Source organism: Aurantiacibacter odishensis, assembly GCF_003605195.1.
Taxonomy (GTDB): Bacteria; Pseudomonadota; Alphaproteobacteria; order Sphingomonadales; family Sphingomonadaceae; genus Alteraurantiacibacter; species Alteraurantiacibacter odishensis.
This window is the reverse complement of sequence record NZ_QYOS01000023.1, coordinates 18,608-44,634: the sequence shown is the minus strand read 5'-3', so window position 1 is coordinate 44,634 and position 26,027 is coordinate 18,608. Positions and strand designations below refer to the sequence as shown.

Genomic DNA, 26,027 nt, shown 5'->3' with positions numbered 1-26,027 from the left:
CCATGTTCGACGGCCTAGATGCCCTGATGCTCGCCCGGATACAGTTTGCCTTCACGGTAAGCTTCCACTTCTTCTTCCCCGCTTTCACCATCGGCCTCGCCAGCTACCTCGCGGTGCTGGAGGGGCTGTGGCTGAAGACGGGCAAGCAGCTCTATCTCGACCTGTTCAAGTACTGGGTGAAGATCTTCGCCATCACCTTTGCCATGGGCGTCGTCTCCGGCATCGTGATGAGCTACCAGTTCGGCACCAACTGGTCCGTGTTCTCGGACCTTGCCGGGCCGGTGATCGGACCGTTGATGGCCTACGAAGTGCTTACTGCCTTCTTCCTGGAGGCAGGCTTCCTCGGCGTGATGTTGTTCGGCATGAACAAGGTGGGCAAGAAGCTGCACTTCGCCGCCACGCTGATGGTGGCGGTGGGCACTTTCATCTCGGCCTTCTGGATCCTTTCGGTGAACAGCTGGATGCAGACGCCGGTGGGATACGAGATGGGCGCGAACGGTCAGTTCCTGCCGGGCGATAGCTGGGCGGCGATCGTCTTCAACCCCAGCTTTCCCTACCGTCTCGTCCACACCGTGCTGGCGGCCTACCTTACAACAGCGTTCGTGGTGGGCGGCGTGGGTGCGTGGCACCTGCTGAAGGACCGGGCAAAGGGCGGGGCGAACCTGCACGCGCGCAAGATGTTCTCCATGGCCATGTGGATGGCGGCCATCGTCGCCCCGATCCAGATCGTGGCGGGCGACATGCACGGCCTGAACACGATGGAGCACCAGCCGCAGAAGGTGATGGCGATGGAGGGGCACTATAACAGCTACCCCGACGGCGCGCCGCTCTACGTCTTCGGGATTCCCAACGACGAGGAGCAGCGGCTCGACTACGCCGTGGGCATCCCGAAGCTTTCCAGCCTCATCCTCAAGCACCACTGGAATGCGCCGATCGAGGGACTGGATACCGTGCCCGATGACGAACAGCCGCCAGTCTTCCTGGTGTTCTGGGCCTTCCGCATAATGATCGCCATCGGCATGGCGATGATGGCGGTGGGCGTGTGGAGCCTGTTCGCAAGGTGGCGCGGCAAGCTGTACGACTGGCCCTGGCTGCACCGCGCTGCGCTGGTGATGGGGCCGTCGGGTTTCCTTGCCGTGCTGTGCGGCTGGATCACCACCGAAGTCGGGCGGCAGCCTTACGTGATCTATGGCCTGCTGCGAACGGAGGACGCCGCCAGCCCGCTCGCCGCGCCTGCCGTGGGCGCATCGCTGCTGGCCTTCATCGTCGTCTACTTCACCGTGTTCGGCGCGGGTGTGTGGTACATCCTGCACCTGATGCACAAACCCCCGCACACCGGCGAACTGGGCGCGAAGCGCGGCGACAAGGGGCCGATCCGCACCGCCGGGATCACGCCCGGACCGACGCAGGACCCGACCGACGCCACCACGCGCGACCTGTCGGGCACCAAGCACGAACCGGAGGAAGCGCCATGATCAACGTGGACCTGACGACGATCTGGGCCTTCATCATCGCCTTTGCCGTGTTCGCCTATGTGGTGATGGACGGGTTCGACCTTGGCATCGGCATCCTCTTCCCCAGCTTCGATCCCGGGCGGGAGCGGGACCGGGCGATGAACTCCATCGCGCCGGTGTGGGACGGCAACGAGACCTGGCTGGTGCTGGGCGGCGGCGGCCTGTTCGCGGCCTTTCCGCTGGCCTACGCGGTGATCCTGCCCGCCACCTATCCGCTGATCATCGCCATGCTGCTGGGTCTCGTGTTCCGCGGCGTTGCCTTCGAATACCGCTGGCGCGACCCATCGCACCGCCGCCTGTGGGACTTTGCCTTCACCGGCGGTTCCGTGGTTGCGGCGATGGCGCAGGGGATGACGCTGGGCGCCCTGTTGCAGGGTATCGAAGTGGATGGCCGCGCCTATGCCGGTAGCTGGTTCGATTGGCTGACGCCCTATACCCTGCTGACGGGCCTCGGCACCGTGGCAGGCTATGCCCTGCTTGGCGCGACATGGCTGATCTGGAAACTGGACGGCGAGGGGCAAGCGCATGCCCGCAAGCTGGCCCTGCGCGCCGGGGCGATCACGCTGGTGCTGATGGGCGCGGTGAGCGTCTACAACGTGCTGCTGAACGCCGAATATGCCGAACGCTGGCTGACCGCCCCGGAAATCTACTTCGCCGCGCCGGTGCCGATCCTTACCGCCATCGTCGCTGTCTCACTGCTGCGCGCGGTGACGAAGGAGCGCAATTCCAAGCCGTTCTGGCTGGCGCTGCTCTTGTTCTTCCTCGGCATGGCGGGGCTGGGCGTCACGATCTGGCCGAACGTCGTCCCACCCGATGTCACCATCTGGGATGCCGCCGCGCCGGAGCGCAGCCAGGTCTTCATGCTGGTGGGCGTGGCGATCACCATGCCGCTGATCATCGGCTACACCGCCTGGGCCTACTGGGTGTTCCGCGGGAAAGTGGACGATGAAGGATACCACTAGGTCAGAGGCGGACGACAAGCCGCTGTGGAAGCGGCTGGCGTGGATGGCCGGGCTTTGGCTTGCCAGCATCAGCGTGCTGGGCGCGATCGCCATGGTGATCCGCTGGTGGCTCGCCCCCTGAACCTTGGGCGGATTTCCTGACTTTAAATCGCCGCGCCAAGGCCCTACCTCTCGATGCTGTTTATTATCGAGAGGAATACGCGTGGCAGACAGCCCCGAAAACGAAGACCACGACCTGAAGGATCACAAGTTCTACCACGCGGACATGGAGGCAGGCTTTGCCGACTCCATCGACGACGCGACCCCGCAAACTCGCCACCCGGCCTATCGCCTCGCTTTCCGCGACCAGGATTTCCTGCTGCGCGAGGAACTGCGCCCGGTGCGCTTCCAGCTCGAACTCCTGAAGCCCACGATGGTGCTGGATGAGGCACGCGTCGGCTCCACGCTGGTGATGTACGGCTCTGCCCGCATCCCGCCACCCGAGGCGACCGAGGAAGCGCTCAAGCAGGCCGAGAACCTGCCCGAGGAAGAGGCGCTGGTCGTACGCAACCTCGCCAAGAAGGCGAAATACTATGCCGAGGCCTATCGCCTCGCGCGCATGGTTACGGAAAAGTCGATCGTGGAGGATGGGCAGCGGCAGTTCGTCGTCACCTCGGGCGGTGGCCCGTCGATCATGGAAGCGGCCAATCGCGGCGCCAGCGATGCCGGCGGCGAGTCCATCGGCCTCAACATCATCCTGCCGCACGAGCAGGCGCCCAATCCCTACGTGACGCCCTATCTGTCGCTGAATTTCCACTATTTCGCCCTGCGCAAGATGCACTTCCTGATCCGCGCCCGCGCGGTGGCCGTCTTCCCCGGCGGCTTCGGCACGTTCGACGAGATGTTCGAACTGCTCACGCTGATCCAGACGGGCAAGATGAAGCCCATTCCCGTGCTGTTGTTCGGCAAGGACTTCTGGAACCGCGTGATCGATTTCAACGCGATTGCCGAGGAAGGCACGATCTCGAAGAAGGACCTCGACCTCATCACCTGGTGCGAAACCGCCGAGGAAGGATGGGAAGCGATCCGGGAATTCTACTGCCTGCAGGAAGACGCGCACGGAGGGCTGGACTGCGAGGACTGATACGGTTGCGCGGACCAGCGCGCGGACGCGTCCGGTCACCGGGTTAGCACGAAATTTACCCTGACGTGGCAAGCCCCTCGGTCACTGGTGGACCGATGGATGCGCACGAGAATAGAACTCCTTGAAAATTTTCCCGCAAGGTGGGTGTTCTGGTGGGTGCTGATGCCTAACCTGGCGCTGATTGCCATGTGGTTCGTGGGCGGCCCCAACATGACCTCGCGGATCATCATGGCAGGCGTTGCCGCGCTGGTATTCGGGTCGATCCCCAATCGCCTGGTGCGAACGGTCGGAATCGTCGCGATCTTCGCGTTCCTGCTGATCTCCTATTTCTCGCGCGTCTTCTACCTGACGATCGACAAGGCTTTCACCTCGCTCGTCTACCTCGGCGAAATGAACCTGTCGGCATCTCCCAGCTATGTCGTCAGCGGTGCGGTGCTGGCGCTGGCATTCGGCCTGTGCCTGTGGTTCGCACCGCGAACCGAGAGGCCACGCGGATTCCGCCAGTTTCTGCTCGCCTTCGTCTGCGTCGCCTTGCTGGCGCAAGCCGACGAACGCCTGAACAGTGCCGACCGCGGGGGTTACATGGTGAAAGCCCCCGCTGGCACGCCGATTGAATCGGCTATGCTGACGACGGCGCTTTCCCCCGAAGCGCTGGAAACGCGCAATCTTGTCATCATCATTCTGGAGTCGGTCGGTGTACCCGACAACGATCATGACCGGGCCATCTTCGACGCCATCTGGAGCGCGGACAAGTGGGCGCCGCAATATACGGCCAGCTACGGCGAAGTGCCGTTCTACGGTTCGACCACCAATGCCGAGATACGCGAGCTGTGCGAGGCGTGGGACGATCCCACACACTTCGACTTCGCCAGCGCCAAGTGCGTGCCGCACCGCTTTGCCGAGGCCGGTTTCGAGACGACCGCGCTGCACGGCTTCACGGCCGAATTCTTCGACCGCCGGGACTGGTATCCCAAGGTAGGCTTCGAGAACGTGCAGTTCGGCCCCGACCTTGCGAGGGAGGGGGCGCAACTGTGCGACGGCGTGTTCACCGGCGTTTGCGACCGCGAATTCCCCCGCGAAATCGCCGCGATCCTGGGAAGGGAGCCGGAAAAGCGCAAATTGGTCTACTGGTTAACGCTCAGCGGCCACCTTCCGGTGGACGACAACCCAAGCATGCAGCTTGGCACCTGCAACCTAGGTTCGCCCGAATGGCGCGAAAACTTTCCCATGCTGTGTCGCAGCTACATGCTGCAACGCCAGATTGCCGATGCGCTGCGGCAGGAGATCGACAGCCCCGGTTTTGCCGATACCGATGTCCTGATCGTCGGCGATCACATTCCCCCGTTCTTCCAGCGTTCGATCAGGAGTCGGTTCAAGACGGGTCTGGTGCCGTTCATCTATTTGCGCCGCCAGCAAGGCGCGGCAGAGCCTGCCGCCTGACACGACCATCGCGGTCCGGCTTTCCTGCACCGGCCCCGCAGCGGCACGCGTCGTTCGATGCCCCGCCGTGCTGACCCCCTACAATCGAAGAAACGGCACCATTGTCACGCTCCGCGATGCAAACCGGGGTGGTGTGCGTTCTAGGTTCACCGCACGGCCTGGTGCCCCAGCGGTCCGTTGCCAAAGCCGAAGCCGGGCGCACTCTTCAGCGCCTCGCGCACGAACAGGCGGGCATCGCCGATGGCCTGCTCCAGCGGCAGGCCGTGGCCAAGGTACGTGGCGATCGCGCTCGACAGTGTGCAGCCGGTGCCGTGGGTGTGCTTGGTTACGATGCGCGCGTCGCTCCACACGACGTCCTGTGCGCCGGGGCGCACGAGGCGGTCCTCCACCATCGGGCCATCCGCGTCTCCTCCCTTGGCAAGGTAGGCGACGCCGCGAGAAGCCATGCCTTCAGCGCCGCCCAGCGCCTCCAGCTCCGGCACGTTCGGCGTGGTGAGCGTGGCGAGGTCCATCAGCCATTCGAACACTTTGATGGTGGCCTCGTCCGTCAGCACGCTGCCGCTGGTGGCGACCATCACGGGATCGAAAACGATGGGCTTGCCAAGGTCCTCCAGCCGGTCCGCCACCACTTCGGCGATGTCGGCGCTGCCCAGCATCCCGATCTTCACCGCGTCGACGCCGATATCCCCGAGGCAGGCATCGACCTGCGCAGCCACGAAATCGGGCGAGAGCGCTTCCACCCCGGTGACGCCGCGCGTGTTCTGCGCGGTGACGGCGGTGATCGCGGTCATGGCATAGCCGCCCAGCATTGTAATCGTCTTGATGTCCGCCTGAATGCCGGCCCCGCCCGATGAATCGGACCCGGCGATGACAAGGATGCGGGGCGGACGGCCACTCATCGGCTCAAACTGCGGCCTTCACCGCGTCGCAGATGGAATCGACCACTCGCTCAACCTGGGCCTCGTCGTCGCCTTCGGCCATCACGCGGATCAGTGGCTCTGTTCCGGATTTGCGGATCACGAGCCGCCCGCTGCCGCCAAGTTCGCCCTTGGCAGAAGCAATGGCGTCCTTCACGCTTTGGTCCTCCAGCGGATCGCCGCTTTCGTAGCGCACGTTCTTCAGCAGTTGCGGCACGGGATCGAACAGGTGCAGCAGTTCGCTGGCGGGCTTGCCGGTGCGCACCAGCGCGGCCAGCACCTGCAGCGCGGCCACCGTGCCATCGCCGGTCGTGGCATGGTCCAGCAGGATCATGTGCCCCGACTGCTCCCCGCCCACGTTGTAGCCGCCGGATTTCATCGCGCCGAGCACGTAGCGGTCGCCCACCTTGGTGCGTACCAGTTCCAGGCCCTTGCCTTGCAGGAACCGCTCCAGCCCGAGGTTGGACATGACCGTGGCGACAACACCGCCGCCTCTCAGCCTGCCGTCGTTCGCCCAGCGGCTGCCGATCAGCGCCATGATCTGGTCGCCGTCGACAGGGCGGCCCTTCTCGTCGATCACGATAAGGCGGTCGGCATCGCCATCCAATGCAATGCCAAGGTCCGCGCCTTCTTCCACCACGCGCTGCCTGATCGCGTCGAGGTGGGTGGAGCCCACGCCATCGTTGATGTTGAGCCCGTTGGGAGCAACGCCCATGGCGATCACTTCCGCGCCCAGTTCCCATATGGCGGTGGGGGCTACCTGGTAGGCGGCACCGTGCGCGCAATCGACCACGATCTTCAGCCCGTCGAGACGCACGTCCTCTGGCAGCGACTGCTTGACGGCGTGGATGTAGCGCCCGCGCGCATCCTCGATCCGGCGGGCGCGACCGATGTGATCGCCTTCCGCCAGTGTCTGTTCCTCGCGCATGGCGGCCTCGATCGCTTCCTCGTCCTCGTCGGACAGCTTGAAGCCATCGGGGCCGAACAGCTTGATGCCATTATCGTCGTAGGGGTTGTGGCTGGCAGAGATCATCACCCCGATATCGGCGCGCATTTCCCGGGTCAGCAGGGCGACGGCGGGGGTGGGCAGGGGGCCGGTCATGATCACGTCCATCCCTACGCTGGTGAAGCCTGCCACCAGCGCGTTCTCCATCATGTAGCCCGACAGGCGCGTGTCCTTGCCAATGACCACGCGGTGCTTGTGATCACCGCGCAGGAAGTGGCGGCCGGCGGCCTGGCCCACCTTCATCGCCGTTGCTGCGTTCAGCTTCCTGCCATTGGCGCGGCCCCGGATGCCATCGGTGCCGAAATACTCGCGTCCCATAAATGTCCTTCGTTGCCCGTGAGGCTTTGTGCCGCAGCAATGCCGACATTCGGCCCTCTTGTCACGGCCCGCTGTTCCGACCCCCTGTTCCTCCCCCTTGCCTTGCGATGAACGCATCGCCAGATATGCCGGGATTTCTCGTGCGGGACATGCAACGACCAGCCTTCTCGCGCATTGGTTACACGACAACCGGATCAACAGGAGACAGATCACATGGCTTTTTCACTGATGTCGCTTCCCTATGACAAGGAAGCCCTAGCCCCAGCGATCACCGCCGAGACGTTCAGCTACCACCATGGCAAGCACCACCAAGCCTATGTAGACAAGACCAATGCCGCGATTGAAGGCACCGCCCACGCGGACAAGTCGCTTGAAGAAGTGATCGCCGCATCGCGTGGCAGCGACGGCGGCCTTTTCAACAATTCCGCGCAAGTGTGGAACCACGGCTTCTACTGGCATTCGCTGACCCCCTCCACCAGCGGCCCGTCTGGCGACCTTGCTTCCAAGATCGACGAGGCATTCGGCTCGCTCGACAAGCTGAAGGATGAACTCAAGTCCAAGGGCGCGGGCCACTTCGCCAGCGGCTGGGTGTGGCTGGCGGAAAAGGGCGGCAAGCTCGAAGTCGTCGACACGCACGATGCCGACACCCTCGCCGACCAGGACTACAATCCGCTGCTGGTGATCGACCTGTGGGAACACGCCTACTACCTCGACCACCAGAACGCCCGCCCGAGCTACCTCTCGGCTGTGGTCGACGGGCACCTGAACTGGGATTTCGCCGCCGACAATCTCTCGCGCGGCAGTACCTGGACTTACGAAGCCTGATCGGGTGAACCGAACGGGAGTCCGCTTGGCGGACTGAGCAAGGGGCTCGTTTCCACTCCGGAAGCGGGCCCCTTTCCTACATGGGCTGAAGTTGCCTAGTCCTCTTCGCCGAGTTCGAGAATGTTCGTCTTGAACAAGGGCTCACCGAAAATGAAGCCGACGAAATTGGGCCTGCCGAGGTGATCGACGAGCGCGGTCAGCGTCAGCAGGATCGGCACCGAGAGCAGGGCACCGGCAACGCCCCAGATCCACCCGAAGTATGACAGGGCGAGCAGGATCAGCACCGGATTCATCGTGAAGCGCGCGCCCAGCACGGCAGGTGTGATCACGTTCGCCTCCACCGTGTGCAGGCCGAGGTAGGCAGCCGCGGGAATGAGGCCGACGAAGACCGAATCCGCAGAGCCGATGCCGAACAGGCCCAGCAGGATCACCATCATCAGCGGGCCGACGTACGGAATGAAATTGAGCAGGGCGGCAAGACCGCCCCACATGACCGGGGCATCCAGCCCCATCACCCATGCACCCAGCGCCACGACGATGCCGACGCAGGTGTTGATGAGGCCGACAGTGAGGATATAGGCCGCCACCCTGTCCTGCACCTCGCGAATGGCGCGCGCAGCCTTCAGGCTGGCACCGACCTGCTGGCGCTCCAGGAGTAGCCGGCGGCGCAGGCGGATACGGGCCTCGATCATGAAGAAGGCCAGCATGAATGTAAGCAACGTCTCGAGCAGTACTGTCGGGGTTGCGAACGCCAGCTGCTCCAGCATGCTCGGCCCTGCAAGAACGACCTGCTGACCCTCTTCCACGCCGGTGAGAGAGGTCAACTGGTCGTTCAGTTCCCCGACCCAGGCAAAGGCCGCCTGCAGTTCGCTGAAATGCTCGCCCACCTGACGAGTCATGCGGGGAACCTGGTCGTACAGCGAGATCGCCGGCGCGAAGACGGCGGTGAAGGCGAGGGCGAGGATGCCGAAGAAAACCAGCAAAGCGAGGATAGAGGCGAGGAAGTTGGGCAGCCACGTCGCCAGCTTGTCCGCCAGCGGAGACAGGATGATCGTCAGGATAAGCGCGGCAACCAGCGGCAGGAACACCACCGATCCGATGGAAAGAACGAAGGGCAGAGCGAGGAACAGGCCGATCGCAAGCAGCACAACAAGCGACGATATCAGGCGCAATTCCTGCGCGGCAAATGTCATCGCCCGGCGACGCCCGGTAGCGGAATTGCTCGGCTTGCTGGGACTTTCCCCCTCGGCGTTCATCGGCGCGTGCCTGTCTTTCCCTGCCCGTTCGCGCGCAGCATGTCGCCTTGCGCGGGCGTGATCAAGCGGCGACTACTTGGAAGCAGCCGCTTCTCCGCGGCCGGCAGCCACTTCGTCCAGTTCTTCGAGAATGGCTCGGTGTGCCGCAGGGTCGCTCAGGTCGCGATCGGGGATGTCGCCATCTTCCATCATGCTGGAGAGCGCGGCGCGGGCGCGGCCCACGCGGCTCTTGATCGTGCCCACCGCGCAGCCGCAGATATTTGCCGCTTCCTCGTAGGAAAAGCCACCGGCGCCAACCAGCAGCAGCGCTTCGCGCCGCTCTGGCGGGAGCGTCAGAAGCGCACGGTGAAGGTCCGACAGGTGCAGCGGTTCTTCCTGCCCGGCGGGCGCCGTCAGGATCCGTTCCGCCACGGTCTCGTCATACTCGCCGCGGAAGCGGTTTCGACGCATGTCGGTAAGGTAGGCGTTGCGCAAAATCACGAAGGTCCAGGCGCGCATGGACGTGCCCGGCTCGAACCGTTCCTGTGCCGCCCATGCCTTCAGCAGCGCTTCCTGTACCAGATCATCGGCCATGTCGGGGCGGCCGCACAGGCCGCGAGCGAAAGCGCGCAGGTGCGGGACCACTTCGGTCAGTTCCCGCTTGAATGCGCGTTTGTCTTCGGCGCTACGCTCGGGCAGCTCGCGTTTGGTTTTCGTCTTGCTCATTTGCCCTCGTCGTCCAGCTTCGAGAGCAGGCTCTTGAAGGAGTCTGGCAGCGGTTCGTCCACCACCGAATTGTAGAGTTTCTTGAGGCTGGACGTCCATTCGGGATCGCCCGCCTTGCCGGCTGCGTCGCCCTTCAGGCCCTTGGCAGCCTTACCTCCGTCGTTTGACGATGACATAAGTGAATAATTTCCCGTCGCCATGCATATTCCCGCTACAGTGGTGATCGCCCTTTCATGCAGCGGCAACCAGTGCGTTATTGCCATGTGTATGATTGCGGAACGAAACGCGGGCCATCCGGTTCCCCATGTAGGAATTTCGTGTCGTGGGCCGATTGCAATCTTGCTGCGGGCCGGGCACCGTCAATATCGCTGGGGTAACTGATCCCTGTCGGGCCGAGGAATCGAATTGCAGCAGCAGGGTAGCAAGCGTAGCAGGACGAAGCGGTGGCTGATGCGCTATCCAAGAGGAATGCCGCTTGGCATTTTCCTCCTGATATCGGCCATCACCATCCTTTCGATCTTTGCGATCGAGCGCGGCGAGTACGAGCGTCAGGCTGCGCAGCTCAATGCCCGCGCCACGGCTATTGCGTCCGCGCTGGAGCGCCGCTCCAACGCCAGCAGCGCTTACCTGCGCGCTGGCGCGGCATTGCTGTCGACGATGGACGACGTACCTGCGGACGATTTTCGCCGCTTCGTTTCCGAACTGCGGCTGGATGCAGACTATCGCGGGGCGGAAGGCATTGGCTGGGCCATGGTAGTTCGCCCCTCCGAGATCGCCGAGTTCGAAGCGCTGCTTGCCGAAGAAGCGGCAGTCGAGACCCAATTCTATCCCGCGTTCAGTGGCGATCAGCCTTTTGCCGCGCCGGTCACCTATCTGCAGCCCGATACCGAGCGCAACCGGCGTGCCCTGGGCTACGACATGTATTCCGAACCCACCCGTCGTGCCGCGATGATGGAAGCCGAGCGTACGTCACGCCCGACGGCGACTGATGCCATCGTGCTGCAACAGGAAGGCGATGAAGAGGCTCCGGGGTTCCTCATCTACATGCCGGTTTTCGAACCCGGTGCCGGTGGCCGCACGCTCAAGGGTTTCATCTACTCTCCGTTCAATGCCGGAGATTTCCTGCAAAGCGCGCTGGAGCTGGAAGATGCGGGCTCTTACGGCGTGCGCCTCTACGATGACGAGGACGAGGAGGGCGAGGACACGCTTCTTGCCGCGACATTCGACGATGACCTTGTCGATCGCGATGTCGTGACCCGCACCGTCACCATTGCCAACAACCCGTGGCGGCTTGCCGTCAGCACAAGGGAGGACAAGGGATTGTCCGGCCTTTCCATGGCCACGCTGATTTTCGGACTTCTGGTGGCCAGCCTGCTGATGCTGCTGGTGCGTATGCTGACCCAGCAGGCACAGGAAGACGAGAGCGCGCTGGCCTGGTTCGAGGAACAGGCTTCCATCCGTAACTCCCTCACCCGGGAATTGAACCACCGTGTGAAGAACACGCTCGCGAACGTCCTTTCAATCATCGCGCTAACCCGCCGCCGGGCCACAGACGTCGACGAATTTGCCACCGGCCTCGATGGTCGCATCCGCGCCCTTTCCGCAACGCACGACCTGCTCACCCAGTCCGACTGGGGTTCGACCCCGGTCAGATCCGTGATCGATGCTGAATTGCTGCCCTATGCCCACAATGACGATCACTCTGTCGAGATGATCGGTCCGGAAGTGGAGCTTGCGCCCAACGATGCCCTGTCGTTGGGCCTTGCCGTTCACGAACTGGCGACCAACGCCGCCAAGTACGGCGCACTGAGCAAGCCGGGAGGCAAGGTGAGTGTTCACTGGCGGCTCGTTTCCCAGGATTTGGTACGCGTGGAATGGCTGGAGCGCGGCGGACCGCCGGTGAAGCAAGAGCGTTCGCGCGGGTTCGGCATGGACCTGATCGAACGGATCGTCGCGCACGAATTGCGCCATCCGGTGGAGCTGGATTTCGACCCCGAAGGCGTGCGCTGCGTTCTGCTGATCCCTGTCCGCCGCCCCAGCGAGTTCATGATCCGCGCCGCAAAGGCGGAGCAGAAGACCGACGATAGCTGATATGGACGGCAGATTCCTGTCGCTCTAAGGCTGGTGGCCATGCGGGGCACTCCTCTCCTTTCGAGCATTGCGGCAAGTTTCTCGGCTTTCCTGCTGGCCTGCTGCGCACCTGCCGAGCAATCGGGACCGGTGGTGCTGGCTGCGTCCAGTATGCAGGAGGGGCTTGGCGCAGCTGCGGAGCGATGGGCCGGGAAGGGGTACGAGAGGCCCGTACTTTCCTTTGCCTCGAGCTCCGCCGTGGCGAGGCAGGTGAGTGAAGGTGCACCTGGTGACCTTGTTATCACATCCGATGATCGCTGGATCGACTGGTTGGCAGAGCGCGGTGCCTTGTCGGGTGCTCCGCTTCCGCTAGTGGCGAATTCGCTGGTCGTTGTCGCGCCGGCAGGGGCCGCAGGTCCCAGAAGCCTCGAAGCTTTCGCGGCAGATCCCGACGCAGGACGCCTTGCCATCGGCGAGCCGGACAGCGTGCCGGCAGGTGAATTCGCGCGGGTGGCACTGCAGTCGATGGGGCTGTGGGAGGCGCTCTCCTCGCGGCTTGCTCCGGGTGAGAACGTGCGCGCCTCGCTTGCGCTGGTGGAGCGGGGAGAGGCTGCGCTAGGGATCGTCTATTCAAGCGATGCTGCGGCGAGCGATTCCGTCGAAGTCGTGGAGACAATCGATTCGCGGACCCATCCGGCCATCATCTATTATGTGGCCGTGGCAGCAGGTTCGCGCCATCCCGATACCCGCGAGTTTCTTGAGTACCTGATTTCGCCGGAAGGCCGCGCCGCAATCGCCGAAGAAGGGTTCTCCCTGCCGTGAGCGAGGCGGAATGGACCATCGTCGCGCTTTCGCTGAAAGTCAGCCTGGTGGCCGTGCTGGTTACCCTGCCGACCGCCTACGGGCTTGCCTGGGTCATCGCCCGCCGCCGCTTTCCGGGGCGGATGCTGCTGGACGCGCTGGTCCACTTGCCGCTGGTCCTGCCGCCGGTGGTGACGGGCTGGTTGCTGCTGATCATTCTTGGCCGAAACGGAGCCGTCGGTGGCTGGCTGTTCGAGACGTTCGGATTGATGCTGGTGTTCAACTGGACAGGCGCTGCGGTCGCGGCGGGCGTGATGGCCCTGCCGCTGATGGTGCGCGCCATGCGGCTTTCGATCGAGGCGGTTGACCGGCGACTGGTCGGCGCGGCCCGTACGCTGGGCGCATCGCCGTTCCGCGCCTTCCTCACCATTACCCTGCCGCTCAGCCTGCCGGGAATTGCGGCGGGCGCCATGCTGGGCTTTGCCCGCAGCCTGGGCGAATTCGGTGCGACCATCACCTTTGCCGCCAACATCGCGGGTGAGACGCGCACCTTGCCGCTGGCGATCTATACGGGGCTGCAGGTGCCAGGTTCGGAAAGCGATGTCGCGCGGCTAGCGATCATTGCCATCGTGCTCTCGCTGGGCGCGCTGCTGGTGTCCGAGTGGCTGGTCAGGCGATCGCAGGGGACCCGTGCCCATGTCCTTTGACGTCAGCCTAGATATGGCGGTGGATGACCACGCCTTCGCCTTGGAATTTGCCTCCGATGCGAAACTGACCGCGCTGGTCGGCCCGTCCGGCGTGGGCAAGACGAGCACGCTCAATGCCATCGCCGGACTACTGCGACCGCGCGCAGGCCGGATCGCGGTTGCCGGAGAGGTGGTGTTCGATAGCGCCGCGGGTGTGAACCTGCCGCCCGAAAAGCGGCGGGCGGGTTACGTGTTCCAGGATGCCCGCCTGTTCCCGCACAAGCGCGTTTCGGCCAACCTTGCCTATGGCGCGCGGTTCGCTCCCGCAGGCGGGGAAATCATATCGCAGGACGAAGTCGTCGACCTGCTGGAGATCGGCCACCTGCTCGATCGCCTGCCATCGACGTTATCGGGCGGGGAGGCTCGCCGTGTTGCCATCGGGCGTGCGTTGCTTTCGGCGCCGCGTTTCCTGCTGCTGGACGAGCCGCTGGCCTCGCTAGACGAGAGCCGCGCGGAAACCTTGCTGAGCCTGATAGAAAGGCTGCGCGACGAACTGGACCTGCCGATGCTGCTGGTCAGCCATTCCAGCGCCGAAGTGGAGCGGCTGGCGGGCCGGGTGGTCGAGATGACCGCCCCCGGCCCGGCCTAGCCCTTACGCAAACAGCGACGTGTCGATCGGCAGGGAGCGCACGCGCTTGCCGGTGAGGGCAAACAGCGCGTTCGTCAGGGCCGGAATCACCGGGGGCAGGGCGGGTTCGCCAAGACCCGTGGGATCATTGTCGGACAGCACCCATTCGACGTGGATCTGCGGCGTCATCGGCATGCGCGGCAGCGGATAGTTGTGGAAGTTGGACTGTTTCACAGCGCCACCCTCGATCTCCACCGCAAGCTGCATCGCCTGCCCGATCCCGTCGATGATGGAACCTTCCACCTGGTTCAGGGCACCGAACGGGTTGATGATCTGCCTGCCCACATCGCCTGCCGCCCAGACGTTGTGAACGACAGGATTGTTGCGATCGTCGAGGCTGGCCTCCACCACTTCGGCGAAATAGCCCATGTGGCTGTAATAGAAGCCGAAGCCCCTGGCGCGGCCATCGGGAGACGGCGTGGCCCAGTCGGCCATCTGCATCACCTTGCGGGTGACGGCCTGCAGGCGCGGTGCTGAGAAGCCGGGCTGCGGGCCCATGAACCCTTCTGCCGGCGGTTCTGCCTCGACGCCGTCCGTCAGCTCCAGCATCAAGGTGGGCAGGTCCTTGCCGGTGGCATGGGCCACTTCGTCGAGGAAGCTCTGCATCACGTAGGCAATGGCGTTGGATCGCGGCGCACGAAGCGCACCCATCGGCACAGCAGTCTGCATTTTCGTCTGCTCGAAATGCAGGTTGTCGACGTATTTCGCGGGGAATTCGTCGGCATCCATTACGGCCGGGTTGAATTGCCCGTCGCCCAGGTCGAACGTCACGAAGTGATCGGCCCAGCCGGTGATCTTGCCTTCCGCGTTCAGCGCGGCGCGCAGCTTGTGCCAGCCTGCCGGGCGATAGAAGTCGCTGCGAACATCGTCCTCGCGGCTCCAGATCAGGTTGACCGGCGTGCCCGGCATCTGCTTCGCAATGGCGGCAGCCTGCACCATGTAATCGTTGTTGAGGCGGCGACCGAAGCCGCCACCCATGCGGGTGATGTGGACTGTCACCTGCGAAGGCTCCAGCCCCAGATATCCCGCCACGGCAGCCTGTCCGCCCTGCGGCGTCTGCGAGGGGGCCCACATTTCCATGGTGCCGTCCTCGTGCATCAGCGCGGTGCAGTTCATCGGCTCCATCGCCGCGTGGGCAAGGAAGGGATAGCTGTATTCGGCTTCCAGCACCTTGTCCGCTTCGGCAAAGGCTGCGTCGGCATCGCCTTTTTCGGCGAAGACTTCGTCACTGCTGCCCGCGGCCCAGGCTTCCTGCGCCGCCTGCGCATAGCCCGCGCTGGAATGCTCGGCCCATTCGCCGTTGTCCCATTGCGGCGACAGGGCAGCGCGGGCCTTGTTGGCCAGCCACCAGTTGTCGGCGATGACGGCGACGCCTTGCGTCAGTTCGACCTGCGGCGCTGCATCGATCGTAAAGGCATCGATCACGCCGGGCTGGGCCTTGGCGGCATCGAGATCGGCGGAGACGAGGCTGGCGCCGAACACCGGCGAACGCTCGAACGCGGCATAGACCATGCCGGGAAGCTGGGTATCGACACCGAAGATCGGCTCCCCGCGCACAACCTTGGGGCTGTCCACCCCGCCGATGGCACGGCCGATGATGCGGAAGTCCGCCTGGTCCTTCAGCTTCAGCGTGGCAGGATCGGGTACGTCCATCAGCGCGGCATCGGCAGCCAGTTCGCCGAAACTGGCGCTGCGGCTACCTGATTTCTCGACCACGCGGCCCGGCTCCGTCGCAAGGCTCGAGACGCTGACGCCCCAGCGCTGCGCCGCGGCGGACAGCAGCATCGCACGGGCGGCGGCGCCCGCCTGGCGCATCGGGATCCAGTTCATAGGCGTGGCAAAGGAGCCGCCAGCCAGCTGCGGGCCGTATTTCGCCGCGTTGGTGTCGGCCTGTTCGACGCTCACGCTGTCCCAGTCGGCATCAAGCTCTTCGGCGATCAGCATGGGCAGCATGGTCTTGATGCCCTGGCCGATCTCCGGGTTCTTGCCGACGATGGTGATGGTGTCGTCCGCATTGATGGTGATGAAAGCGGAAAGCTGGCTCGGTCCGGCCGCGGCATTGGCGCGCGCTGCCATCGGGAAGGTGGCCGCAAGGGCGAAGCCGCCACCGGCAACAGCCGATGATTTCAGGAACAGGCGGCGCGAAAGCTGGATCGCCTCAGACATTGGCTGACTCCTCGTTCCGCGCGACCCTGGCGATGGCGGAATGGATCCGCTTGTAGCAGGCACAGCGGCAGATATTGCCCTGCATCGCCGCCTCGATCTCGCCGTCACTCGGGTTGGGATTGTTGTTGAGCAGAGCCGTGGCATTCATCAACTGACCCGCCTGGCAATAGCCGCACTGCATCACGTCCTCGTCCAGCCAGGCCTGCTGCAGCGCCTGGCCGACGGGAGTTTCGCCCAGCGATTCGATGGTCGAGACCTGCTTGTCGCCCACGGCAGACAGGGGTAGCGAGCAGGACCGCGTTGCCTGGCCGTCCACGTGCACGGTGCAGGCACCGCACATGCCGATGCCGCAGCCGAACTTGGTGCCGACCATGCCCAGTTCGTTGCGCAGGGCCCACAGCAGGGGCATGTCGCCCGGCGCGTCGATCTCGCGCGTTTCTCCGTTGATGGTGACACTGTAGGCCATGGGCAGGGCTCCGATGCTGTTTCGTCCAAGGGGCGCGCAGGGGGCTGCGCAGATTGACAATGTCTACATGAGGGCGCGCGCCCTGCCAACAGCGACGATGGTCGATACTTCTGTCACCGCCCAAGGACGATCGGGAATCAGGCTCAATAAGGCCCCGGATAACATGCGCTGGTGTTCATCGGCGCGGAAAGAATGCCCGTTCCGGCAAACCAGTTCAGCGTGCCCGAGGCAGTGACCCTGTATCCATCGCAGTCGGCATCGCCATCGTTGGCGACGAAAGTCAGGTTATCGAGAAAGGGGCCCTCGTACTGGTTTTCCGCAAAAGTGGCGATGTTGGCGACGGAACAGTCCGTGCGCTGGGCCGAGAGACACCTTGCGGAAACCTCTGTCGCGCGTTGCAGCGCCATCGCGCTGTTCATCATTATGCCAGCAGCAAAAACGCTGAAAATGAGCAGGATGAAAAGCGGCAGGACGAGCGCGAACTCGGCTGCACTTGCACCGTCCTCGTTGCGGAAAAAGCTCCTGCAAAAGCTCAAAGTCCTGCCCCCCGGTTCATCAATCGAGCCTCATCCAGCCCTCGGCCGTGAGCGGGTTGCCGAGGACCGATGCCACGGACAGGCCCGGGAACAGCGGATTGAACGTATAGGAGGCGGTGGCGTAGACATAAATACCCGGTTCTTCGGCCGTTCCATAGGTTGCGCAGGCATCGGCAGCCGGCGGGCTTGCCAGCGTTCCAACCTCGACCAGCGTTTCGTTGCTGTCCTGGCAGAAGTAACCCTCGCTCGGTTCGGAGACGACGATCCTGGGAATTGACGCGTCACCGATAGAGACGCGGTTGGCTGCCTGTTCCATCTTTTCCTGAAGGTCGATGCTCTGCGTCGTCTCGCAATTTATCGTGGCTGGAAGGTCCGTTTCCTGCTGGCACAATGATGCGGCTTCCGCAGCAGCGGCCTGGGCGGCCGTGCGCACCTGCACCGAGCAATAGGCCATCCACCCGAAATCGAGGATCTGGGCGATTAGGATCGCGAGGAAACCGGCGACGAAAGCCATTTCCGCACCGACCGAACCCGATCGATCCCGGCGGAAGACCCGCGCTCGCCTGGCAACCCGGTTCAGAAGACCAGCCATGGACGACCACCTTCACCACCAATGCTGGGGACATCAAGGCCCTGCTGATCACACTGGCTTGCCGGATTGGCAAAGATCTGCGCCGTGCCGTTCAGCTCGATCGTATTGCTCACCCAGACGAAGCAGTTGTAGCCGGTGCCTGCCTTGTTGATGATGCCGCTGATCAGGGAATCCGAATTCGGCGTGTAGAGAAGCCCTGAAAGGTTGAACGCCGGCGACTCACCGGACTGCTCCATATCCACATTCACGGTCAGCGACGGATCGGTGTAGACCGCGACGCCGGACCAGTTGCCGGAAGTCGGCGAAGAAATCGTGAATGCGCTATCGGGCACGTTGGAATTGCCGACCTTGTCGGTCAGATAATGATGATAGCTGGCGTTGTTATCGCCAGCAAAGACAACGGTCGAATTGTTCGCCGTGAAGTTGTTGCCATTGGAAATCAGTCGACCATTGTAAATCACCAGCGTGGTGTTCGCCAACGTCGTCTCGCCGGTCAGCAGGACGTCGCCGCACATCTGCACCACACCGCCACCGACAATCGCACCCGGAAGCTTGTTCGACGCCGGCAGGTTGTCCATCTTGTTGTTCGAAACAGGATAGCTGCTGCACGGATTCGCCGGAATGTTGCTGGCGTAATGGGTGTACGGATCCTCGAAAGGCTCGGCTCCCGACACCCATTCCTCGCCGCAGCTCGAATTCGATCCGACCGCGACGCCAGTGCCTGCCCCCATGTTATGGCCGTTACAGTTCATGTCGTTATTCGAAAAAATATCGCAGCCGTTGAGATCGGCTTTCGGCACGCCGTCGCCACTGATCCCGTTCACGCCGGATGTCGTGTCTAGGGACAATAGGCAGAATTCGAGCCCGCCATCGGCGACGCCGTCACCGGCAATCGCCACGGCGGCGATGCCTTGTGAGTTCCCATCGGCGCCATCGCCGAAGAAGCCGACGATCGGAGAGAAGAACAGGGGTGAGTCGTAACCGATGCTGACGCGGGTGCAGGTCCGGGTCGGGTCCGCCGGACATGGCACGCGCGTTGCGTCGACCGATACCGAACCCTCGTCATGCTGGTAGCCGTAACGCAGGGCCGTGCCGCGAGCGGCCTTGATGAAGTCGTCGTTCGTCCCGTCGAAACCGACATCTTCATCGGGAGTCTGTGCGGCCGCGATAGCCGCCGAGTCCGCGGCATTCTGCATGTCGCGCTGCTTGTAGTACCAGTAACCCACGTCGACCACGAGGCCGACTGTGCCAAGGAGAGGGATCAGCAGCAGCGCGGTGAGCGGACTTACCGCGGCATGTGAGTCCCTGGCGAAATTCCTGACAAGCTTGTGCACAATAACATCCCCGTCTTGCCCCTGGACGCGCATATGCCCATCATAATTCCCTGTAACGCAAGTAAGAGCATGATGAATGCTGCGCGCAAAACAACGTTAACTATATCGCAACTCGATGTGAACGGCAAATCATTGCGTCCGGCGAAGTTGCTTCCAAGACGAAATGGTAGAGCGACTCGCTCCGAGAGCTGCAAGTTAATTGCCGGATGTGTCCCAATGCTGCATGGGTTGCATCACTTGATTGGCGCGGTTCAATCAGGTCTCGCCGGAGCGTTGCGGAATTTTAGCTGAAATGATTCAATGCATTAGTATTCCGCGTAAGGTAACTCGACGTCACCCGGTGATACCTGCGTCAGAAGAACAACGGCGATCACCAGCCAGAGGCAGATCAGTAGGATTTCACGCGAAATCTTCATGCGAGAAAGCTGTAGTTAGCGAGATATGACAGGCCAATGACGGCGACCCAGGTCAGGACTCGCTCCATCAGCCTCGCGAACGGACTCTTCACGGTCTTTGGCCAAAAGGCGAGAAGGCAACCATGAGCCACGCCCCAGATGAGATAACCCGCCGACAGGTTGTGCCAAAGCCCCATGAATACAAACGCTGCGATAGTGGCGATCTGTGCGTTCGCACCGCGCATCTGCAATGGCAGAAAGATGTATTGCATGACGAAATTCGCCATCGAGCGATGCCACCGCTGCCAGAATTCTCGTATGTTGCCAGCTCTCCACGGTCGGTCGAAATTGTAGGGTAAAGTCAGTCCGAACAGGCGTGAGGTGTATTCGGCAACCAGGCTTTGTCCGTAGAAGCCCGCAAAAAGCATGGCGAAGAGCAGAGGAGAGCCTTCCCAGCCCAGGTTCATTTCGTTGCGCGGTGATGTCGCCACCCTGGCCAAGAGGGCGAGATATGGGTTCACAAGAAGTACGCAAACCAGACCCGCTATGAGAAAGCGCACTGTCTGCGCGGAAACGTCCGGCTTCGCACCCGCTTTGACCTGTTTGCGAAGGTCCATTCCCGAGAAAACCGGTCCGACGATTAAAGCGGGAAGAAAGAAAGCGGCGGCAAATATCCATTTGAGTTCGGAGACGTTGTAGCCAGAGCGCATTGCCAGCAGTTGCTTCGCTGTCATGAAAATACGGATGGTCGAGAAGGATATCGCCAGGGTTTCTACCGAAACGAGAAGTACCTGGGGGTGCAGGTCGACGAAAAGCAGGTTCGCTAAAAGGATATAAGGCAGATATTGCCGCGTGTTACTACCCCGGTCCTTGTTTTCTAGCCAGTGTACCAGGAGGCAGGCCTCGATCGAGGTCAATGCGATCCACGCCAGTGCAACCGGCGCGTAAGCGGCAGTGAAGGCGAGTCCGAAAAGCGACAGGATTAGCGTGGCAAACCGCTGTCCTGCTATCGCAAAGACAAGCCACGCAATGACAATGAAGATCAGGTGGGTAACTGGATTGATCACCGCACGTGTCGCTTCAATTCCGTCGCTACTCGCCGGGTGATGATCTCCGCGCCCGCGAAATCAAAGTGGAGCGGGTCGCGATAGTGCATCGCGAGCGCAGCGATCTCATCCGGAGACATTGTGCTTCGTACGTTTAGGATCGGCCTTCGGAAAGCATCCGCAGTATCGGCTATATCTTCCGCTTCAGCATCGTCATAACCGAAGCTTGGAAAGTCGATCAGCATCACCTTGCCGCCCGCCGCCTCTATCTCAGCGAAAGTCTGCAACAATTGTTCGCGTTCGAAACTGCGCTCGTGGCTTGACCAGGCGAGCGGTTGGCGCGTGCTCAAGGTCTCGTCCCAGCCTTCGCGGTGTTCGGGAGCGACGTGTAAGGCGTCTTCATCACCGGCGGCAAGTGGCAGGTCGCCCCAGGGCCACCCGCCTGAAAGGCGTTCTTTCTGCTCGCTACGACAGATTTGTCTCATACCTGCCATGCGCAGGAAACTGAGGCCTGCACTCGCGCGGCTCGCCTGTTGATCCACGACGAGAGCTAGCGAGGTTCGATAACCCTTCTGCGTCCAGGGAGGCATGGAATCATCGTTTTCATCGGCGTTAACATTGGCTCGGATCGAAAACAGGTCTTCCAGATCGTTGAATGCCAGATTCGCGTTTGAATGCACGGGGCGCCCGGCGGGGGATTGGCTCGCAAATCGAACAGCGATCGGCTGGAACATCACGAGGTCCGGAGCGCCGCGGTTCTCTATGTAGGTGCGCATAAGCATCCTAAGATCGACGACGTTGCCTCTGAGTGTGGCTAGTTTTTCTACGGTTACCGGATGATCGTCGCCAAGGAGTTCCTCCATGTAGAGGGTGTCGATGGCTGAACCTGTGAAGCTGTTACCGATGAAGAGTATATTGGCAGCAGGCTTGTCCTGGCGGGCGACTTCATAGCCACAATGATAGACTGAACTCAGGGGATAGGTTTCTGCCTTGAGTCCAAGAAGAACAAGTCCTGCCAGCAGACTTGCTGCAAACAATGGTGGGACCATGAACCTCACTGCAGGAGTTGCCCTACTGCACGCCTGTCGATCTTGCCGTTCGAATTTGTCGGCAACACTGGAAAGCGGCGTGCTTCCTTTGGCAGCATGTAAGACGGAAGCTGCGTGCGCAATTCGTCAAAATCCGCTTTGGGATCACCTTGATACGCGATGAGGATGCGTTGATTTGCGCCATCGCCCACCAGCACCGCAACTGCTGCCTCGACACCGGCAACTCGCAAGCAGGCCGTCTCTATTTCCGAAAGTTCTACCCGGTGGCCCCTTATCTTGACCTGGTTGTCGAGCCGACCGAGAAAACGCAGCTCTCCATCTATGCAGCGAACGAGATCGCCGGTGCGGTATAGGCGTTCACCCGCTGCATCCGTCACGAAGGGATCCTTCTCGATCGCTGGAAGGTAGCCATCGAAAACCTGCGGTCCACCCAACAGCAGTTCGCCTTCCGCGCCATCCTCCGCAGCAACAGTCGTGTCTCCAGCCAGAATCGCGATGCGATTACTGCCGAATGGTCGGCCCAGTGGCACGACGTTGCTGTCGAAATCCTTTTCTTCAAGCCGATGCGCGGTGAAAGCGATAGTCGCCTCTGTCGGTCCGTAGAGGTTCCACAATTCACCGTTCGGGACCAACAACTCCCGCATCGCCTTTGCATATGCGCCCGGCAGAGCTTCGCCGCAGAAAAGAGCCTGCTTCAAACGTCTTTCTGCGGGCATTGCGGCCTGTCCCCGCGAGGCAGTCACCGCCAGAAGCGGCACAGAGAACCATAAATCGATGTCATTCGCCGCCACGAACCGGTGCGGCATCATTTGCGCCATGTCACTTGCCGGAACCAGGGTTCCCCCGGTGGCCAGTGTCACGAAAATATCGTGGATCGCCAGATCGAAGCTCAGATCGAAGAATTGCGTGGCTCGCTGATGTTTTGCGATGCCGACAGTTTCGATGATATTCTCGACATAGTGAGAGAGCGATCCATGCGACACCGGAACGCCTTTCGGTGCACCGGTACTGCCCGAGGTGAACAGATGATAGGCAAGATCTTCTTCGTCTACCGGAGGCGGTATCGCGTTTTTACTATCGATCGACAGGTCGATCAGACGTGCGGGGCATCCAAGGCTGGCCACCAATTTTTCGTGCTTGGCTTCAAAAAGGCATTCACGCGCACCAGACTGTTCGAGAATGACCTTAAGACGCTCTGGCGGGAACGACGGATTGAGGGGAACAAATGTCCGTCCGAAGCGGAAACAGGCAAGCACCGCCACGTAGGCTTCGAGCGAACGGTTTGCGAAGATGGCTACCGGTCCGTCACCCGCGACCGACGCCGCAATCGCAGCAGTAATTTCGCGCAGGCGAGCGTATCCTATGGCGTCCGCTTTCTCCGGTGCGAATGCAGGCCGGTCGCCCTCATCGGCCAACCGCATTTCGATCGTGTGCCAGAGTTTCGAGCCGGTCACAGTATGTCGTTAAGGAAGGCGTGCATGGCCGTGATGGACGTAAAGTGAAAAGCATCGTCATCGGCCAATTCAACGTTGTAGGCGGCGGCTACGGCAACAAATATTGCAACAAAAGAAAGTGAATCCCACTCTTCGGGCTGGCCGAGCTTAGAATCGGCGCCTACCGAAGTGGAAAGAGATTCAACGTTATGGACCTGGAGCAGGGTTTCCTCCACGAGGGAAGCCAGTTGATCTAATTCAACTTTTTCCATCACAGATTTCCAATTTTCTCTTGCGCTTCTTTGGCAAACACTTGCTCGGACTTGGACCACTCGCTCATCGGCCCGATTTGATAACCCGTCGCTTTCCGATTTCGGTGTTCTTGCGCTGAAGCAATCGCTGCTGGAATCCCTGTTTCAGGAATTTTCAGATGATCGACGATATCGACCATGAAGCCTTCGGCATCGCGAACGAGCTTTTCGAAAGGAAGTAACAGCACACGCCCCCCGTGTTTATCCCGTGCGGCAAGCAGTAACGCGTTAGTTTCCTGCCACAACCAAATATTTCTCATGATGGCCGACCAACTTTCCCAGCGAACCGCGGAGCTGCTTCCGATCCTGGGCTTCATTCTACCCATTTCGATAAAGCGTTCGCGAGGGGTCAAAGGCTTTGCAGGATCGGGCCAACCTACCGGTAACATATCCTCTCCCTCTATCGCCGTGGCGCTGCGGACGAACGGTTCAAGTTCGCGAATAATCGCGACGATCCGGGTCTGCGGGTGCGCATCGAGAAGTGCGTCGGCCAGTACGGAGTTGTAATATGCAACATCTATCAGCGCGGTTGCGCCGGTTTTGCGAGCGATCGGAGACATCACCGTGTCACCGCGCTTGTCGGCCACGATATCCCTTGCCCTGGCCTGGCTGTAATACGCCAGTCGGTTTTCGAGGTTGATCAGCGGAAGCAAGGGCGCGGCCTCTTTATCCGCGGCAACGTAGCCTTCGTGACAAGCGACAACCCCGGTCAGTTCGTGAAGCGCGCGGGCAAGAAAAGTCGTCGCCGTGCGCCCCGTGCTTGCAATCGCGTGAAAATGCACTCTGCCCTCCAGATATTTACTCGCAGATCAGATACGCGGCCGCAGTAACAACAGCTTGTTATGAGAGGGGACGTGAAAATATTGTAACCGCGTCATATTTGGCTCGAAGTCTGGATAATTCAGTCTCTCTGAAAACAGAATGCGCGCGCTGATGACGGCCTCAGTGAATCCTCGCAAGGGATCGATTCATTCTGTCAGCTTGCCCGGCTCCTCGTATTCGTCGCTATCATTGCCAAAACCACCACGTGCATGGCGGCGAGGAAATTTCATAGGCTGCCTGTCTGCCGTCAGCAGCGCACTCGCTTTCCACACAATCAGCGTCAGCACGACCGACACGTAGCCATCGACGGCATAATGATAGGCCAGGTGCACAGAGCCGATCAGGACGATCAGCATGAAGCCGAGCATCACACGGCCGAACGTCTGGTTGATCTGCCGCGCAGCGATCCAGAACAGGAAGGCAAGCGCCACATGCATCGAAGGCATGGCCGTGATGCCGCGACCAAGGCCGTGCAGGCCCGCCTCGTATCCCGCCAGCAATTGTTCCTGCACCGGCAATACCATGATCGGCACGACTTCGTTGGCGCGGACGAGGTATCCGGTTTGTTCCAGGAAGCGGGGGTCGCCCAGGATCGGTTCTAGGAACACTGGGCCAACCGATGCTAGCCAGGTCGCAAGGGCTATGCCGAGCAGGAACCAGATCAGGAAGAACGCCGTGAAATAGCGTAGGACGAGGCGGTCGTCCCGGACGTAAACCGCGAAGTACACGCTTCCCGGATAAATCAGCAGCACCCACACGTGGTAGGCCAAGGCGAGCAGGGCGGTTGCGACCGGAAAGCCCAGAACAGGTTGCAGCAAGCGCCAGGGGTCCGTGCCGTGGATGGCGGCATCCCATGCGATGAATTCACTGTCCCAGGCGAACTCGTTGAACAGGGGTATCGCAGACTTCATGGCGGAAAAGGTCGGCATGAAGAGAGCGACGGCCAGCAGCAGCGGCAAGGCGCGCAAGGCGGTAGCCTTGTTCTCCTTGATGACCTGCGCGCAGTATCGGATCGGGCTTGGGGGGCGCTCTCGCCAGAGGACCAAAAGGCAATGCGGGCCTAGTATCATGGCTACGGAAAGCGCGACGATCTGGAGGTTGAGGACGTAACTGCCCGGTGCCAGATCAACGCCAACACTCTTCAGCGCGACGAACGAGGCGAAGATCATCGCCATGGCCAAGGCCAGGACATGCCAACCGCTTCTTATCATCAGCTACCCCCCGTGCTGCGACATTGCAGTTCTATGCCTGTTTCCGAGATTTAATCAAACGTGGGATCTGCCGGTTTGCAGGGAAAAATATCGCAGTCAGCGAACGTGCACGGTTCGCATGGAGACGTGCCGGCCTATCAATCCTGTTCCCTGACGCTGTTCGTGGAGCGAGGGGCGGAGAGGGGCTGCTTGCCGGTATACTTCAGATTGCGAGAAGCTTGAGCTTGACCAGTTCGGCGCGAATGCGCTGGTAGCGACGGAGTGTTGCGATCGGATGCGTAAGAGTGAAAGCCATCTCAGGTCTCCTTGGGCTCACGGCGAATAGCCGCTCGGCTGTTGGAAACAGGGGTAGATG

General features: G+C 61.8%; 26 protein-coding genes. 10 read left to right on the top strand and 16 right to left on the bottom strand.

Translation table 11 applies throughout. From position 1 onward, the window contains the following. Nucleotides 1-2 precede the first annotated feature (2 nt). From D4Q51_RS07305 to D4Q51_RS07285, 5 genes are all read left to right on the top strand, one after another. Nucleotides 3-1,475, top strand: coding sequence for a cytochrome ubiquinol oxidase subunit I (locus D4Q51_RS07305; protein WP_120077107.1), 1,473 nt, complete (start codon nucleotides 3-5; stop codon nucleotides 1,473-1,475). Next, complete coding sequence (gene cydB, locus D4Q51_RS07300; protein WP_120077106.1) at nucleotides 1,472-2,476, top strand: cytochrome d ubiquinol oxidase subunit II; 1,005 nt, start codon at nucleotides 1,472-1,474, stop codon at nucleotides 2,474-2,476. Before D4Q51_RS07305 ends, cydB begins: the two co-directional genes overlap by 4 nt. Beyond that, nucleotides 2,460-2,597, top strand: coding sequence for a DUF2474 domain-containing protein (locus D4Q51_RS07295; protein ID WP_120077105.1), 138 nt, complete (start codon nucleotides 2,460-2,462; stop codon nucleotides 2,595-2,597). The genes cydB and D4Q51_RS07295 overlap by 17 nt, the downstream gene beginning before the upstream one ends. A gap of 144 nt (nucleotides 2,598-2,741) precedes the next feature. Next, entirely contained in the window at nucleotides 2,742-3,599 is an 858-nt protein-coding gene (locus tag D4Q51_RS07290; RefSeq protein ID WP_120077455.1) for an LOG family protein, read from the top strand. 156 nt (nucleotides 3,600-3,755) lie between these two features. Continuing rightward, complete coding sequence (locus D4Q51_RS07285; RefSeq protein ID WP_162925212.1) at nucleotides 3,756-5,039, top strand: LTA synthase family protein; 1,284 nt, start codon at nucleotides 3,756-3,758, stop codon at nucleotides 5,037-5,039. A gap of 146 nt (nucleotides 5,040-5,185) precedes the next feature. On the opposite strand, the gene thiD is transcribed toward D4Q51_RS07285, so the two are convergent. After that, nucleotides 5,186-5,938 carry a bifunctional hydroxymethylpyrimidine kinase/phosphomethylpyrimidine kinase gene (thiD, locus tag D4Q51_RS07280; RefSeq protein ID WP_120077103.1) on the bottom strand — a complete coding sequence of 251 codons (753 nt, stop codon included), beginning with the start codon at nucleotides 5,936-5,938 and terminating at the stop codon, nucleotides 5,186-5,188. A gap of 4 nt (nucleotides 5,939-5,942) precedes the next feature. After that, nucleotides 5,943-7,280, bottom strand: a complete 1,338-nt coding sequence (gene glmM, locus D4Q51_RS07275) for a phosphoglucosamine mutase (RefSeq protein WP_120077102.1) — start codon at nucleotides 7,278-7,280, stop codon at nucleotides 5,943-5,945. A 213-nt stretch (nucleotides 7,281-7,493) separates the two neighbouring features. Between glmM and D4Q51_RS07270 the strand changes: the two genes are divergently transcribed. Then, nucleotides 7,494-8,105 (top strand): superoxide dismutase, encoded by a 612-nt coding sequence (locus D4Q51_RS07270; protein WP_120077101.1) that lies wholly within the window; start codon nucleotides 7,494-7,496, stop codon nucleotides 8,103-8,105. Between the two features lie 95 nt (nucleotides 8,106-8,200). On the opposite strand, the gene D4Q51_RS07265 is transcribed toward D4Q51_RS07270, so the two are convergent. The 3 genes from D4Q51_RS07265 to D4Q51_RS07255 form a co-directional block, all read right to left on the bottom strand. Next, nucleotides 8,201-9,361: an AI-2E family transporter gene (locus D4Q51_RS07265; RefSeq protein ID WP_120077100.1), complete on the bottom strand. Its 1,161-nt coding sequence runs from the start codon at nucleotides 9,359-9,361 to the stop codon at nucleotides 8,201-8,203. Between the two features lie 72 nt (nucleotides 9,362-9,433). Next, on the bottom strand, nucleotides 9,434-10,066 hold the full coding sequence (locus tag D4Q51_RS07260) for a sigma-70 family RNA polymerase sigma factor (protein ID WP_120077099.1): 633 nt from the start codon (nucleotides 10,064-10,066) through the stop codon (nucleotides 9,434-9,436). Beyond that, entirely contained in the window at nucleotides 10,063-10,242 is a 180-nt protein-coding gene (locus D4Q51_RS07255; protein WP_120077098.1) for a NepR family anti-sigma factor, read from the bottom strand. The genes D4Q51_RS07260 and D4Q51_RS07255 overlap by 4 nt, the downstream gene beginning before the upstream one ends. Before the next feature lie 292 nt (nucleotides 10,243-10,534). On the opposite strand from D4Q51_RS07255, the gene D4Q51_RS07250 reads away from it, so the two are divergent. The 4 genes from D4Q51_RS07250 to D4Q51_RS07235 are packed head-to-tail and all read left to right on the top strand — an operon-like array spanning nucleotide 10,535 to nucleotide 14,272. Then, on the top strand, nucleotides 10,535-12,157 hold the full coding sequence (locus tag D4Q51_RS07250) for a CHASE domain-containing protein (RefSeq protein WP_120077097.1): 1,623 nt from the start codon (nucleotides 10,535-10,537) through the stop codon (nucleotides 12,155-12,157). A gap of 39 nt (nucleotides 12,158-12,196) precedes the next feature. After that, nucleotides 12,197-12,958 (top strand): molybdate ABC transporter substrate-binding protein, encoded by a 762-nt coding sequence (gene modA, locus D4Q51_RS07245; protein WP_120077096.1) that lies wholly within the window; start codon nucleotides 12,197-12,199, stop codon nucleotides 12,956-12,958. After that, a complete protein-coding gene (gene modB, locus D4Q51_RS07240; protein WP_120077095.1) occupies nucleotides 12,955-13,644 on the top strand; it encodes a molybdate ABC transporter permease subunit in 690 nt (229 codons plus the stop codon). The genes modA and modB overlap by 4 nt, the downstream gene beginning before the upstream one ends. Then, nucleotides 13,634-14,272 carry an ATP-binding cassette domain-containing protein gene (locus tag D4Q51_RS07235; protein WP_120077094.1) on the top strand — a complete coding sequence of 213 codons (639 nt, stop codon included), beginning with the start codon at nucleotides 13,634-13,636 and terminating at the stop codon, nucleotides 14,270-14,272. Before modB ends, D4Q51_RS07235 begins: the two co-directional genes overlap by 11 nt. Nucleotides 14,273-14,275: 3 nt before the next feature. Here the strand turns inward: D4Q51_RS07235 and D4Q51_RS07230 are convergent, their stop codons facing one another. From D4Q51_RS07230 to D4Q51_RS07180, 11 genes are all read right to left on the bottom strand, one after another. Next, nucleotides 14,276-16,477: a xanthine dehydrogenase family protein molybdopterin-binding subunit gene (locus D4Q51_RS07230; RefSeq protein ID WP_120077093.1), complete on the bottom strand. Its 2,202-nt coding sequence runs from the start codon at nucleotides 16,475-16,477 to the stop codon at nucleotides 14,276-14,278. Next, nucleotides 16,470-16,943 (bottom strand): (2Fe-2S)-binding protein, encoded by a 474-nt coding sequence (locus tag D4Q51_RS07225; RefSeq protein WP_120077092.1) that lies wholly within the window; start codon nucleotides 16,941-16,943, stop codon nucleotides 16,470-16,472. The genes D4Q51_RS07230 and D4Q51_RS07225 overlap by 8 nt, the downstream gene beginning before the upstream one ends. 143 nt (nucleotides 16,944-17,086) lie before the next feature. Continuing rightward, nucleotides 17,087-17,479 carry a TadE/TadG family type IV pilus assembly protein gene (locus D4Q51_RS07220; protein WP_162925210.1) on the bottom strand — a complete coding sequence of 131 codons (393 nt, stop codon included), beginning with the start codon at nucleotides 17,477-17,479 and terminating at the stop codon, nucleotides 17,087-17,089. Nucleotides 17,480-17,498: 19 nt separating this feature from the next. After that, entirely contained in the window at nucleotides 17,499-18,071 is a 573-nt protein-coding gene (locus tag D4Q51_RS07215; RefSeq protein WP_162925208.1) for a hypothetical protein, read from the bottom strand. Then, nucleotides 18,056-19,405, bottom strand: coding sequence for a pilus assembly protein TadG-related protein (locus D4Q51_RS07210; RefSeq protein ID WP_162925206.1), 1,350 nt, complete (start codon nucleotides 19,403-19,405; stop codon nucleotides 18,056-18,058). Before D4Q51_RS07210 ends, D4Q51_RS07215 begins: the two co-directional genes overlap by 16 nt. A gap of 412 nt (nucleotides 19,406-19,817) precedes the next feature. Beyond that, the gene (locus tag D4Q51_RS07205; protein WP_120077088.1) at nucleotides 19,818-20,867 is read right to left on the bottom strand and encodes an MBOAT family O-acyltransferase; all 1,050 of its coding nucleotides are present in this window, start codon (nucleotides 20,865-20,867) and stop codon (nucleotides 19,818-19,820) included. Continuing rightward, complete coding sequence (locus D4Q51_RS07200) at nucleotides 20,864-21,895, bottom strand: hypothetical protein (protein ID WP_162925204.1); 1,032 nt, start codon at nucleotides 21,893-21,895, stop codon at nucleotides 20,864-20,866. Before D4Q51_RS07200 ends, D4Q51_RS07205 begins: the two co-directional genes overlap by 4 nt. Nucleotides 21,896-21,900: 5 nt before the next feature. After that, nucleotides 21,901-23,349, bottom strand: coding sequence for an amino acid adenylation domain-containing protein (locus tag D4Q51_RS07195; protein ID WP_120077086.1), 1,449 nt, complete (start codon nucleotides 23,347-23,349; stop codon nucleotides 21,901-21,903). Then, nucleotides 23,346-23,600, bottom strand: a complete 255-nt coding sequence (locus tag D4Q51_RS07190; protein WP_120077085.1) for a hypothetical protein — start codon at nucleotides 23,598-23,600, stop codon at nucleotides 23,346-23,348. Before D4Q51_RS07190 ends, D4Q51_RS07195 begins: the two co-directional genes overlap by 4 nt. After that, entirely contained in the window at nucleotides 23,600-24,421 is an 822-nt protein-coding gene (locus D4Q51_RS07185; RefSeq protein ID WP_162925202.1) for a sulfotransferase, read from the bottom strand. Before D4Q51_RS07185 ends, D4Q51_RS07190 begins: the two co-directional genes overlap by 1 nt. Nucleotides 24,422-24,607: 186 nt before the next feature. Then, entirely contained in the window at nucleotides 24,608-25,636 is a 1,029-nt protein-coding gene (locus D4Q51_RS07180; RefSeq protein ID WP_162925200.1) for a phosphatase PAP2 family protein, read from the bottom strand. Nucleotides 25,637-26,027: the final 391 nt, after the last annotated feature.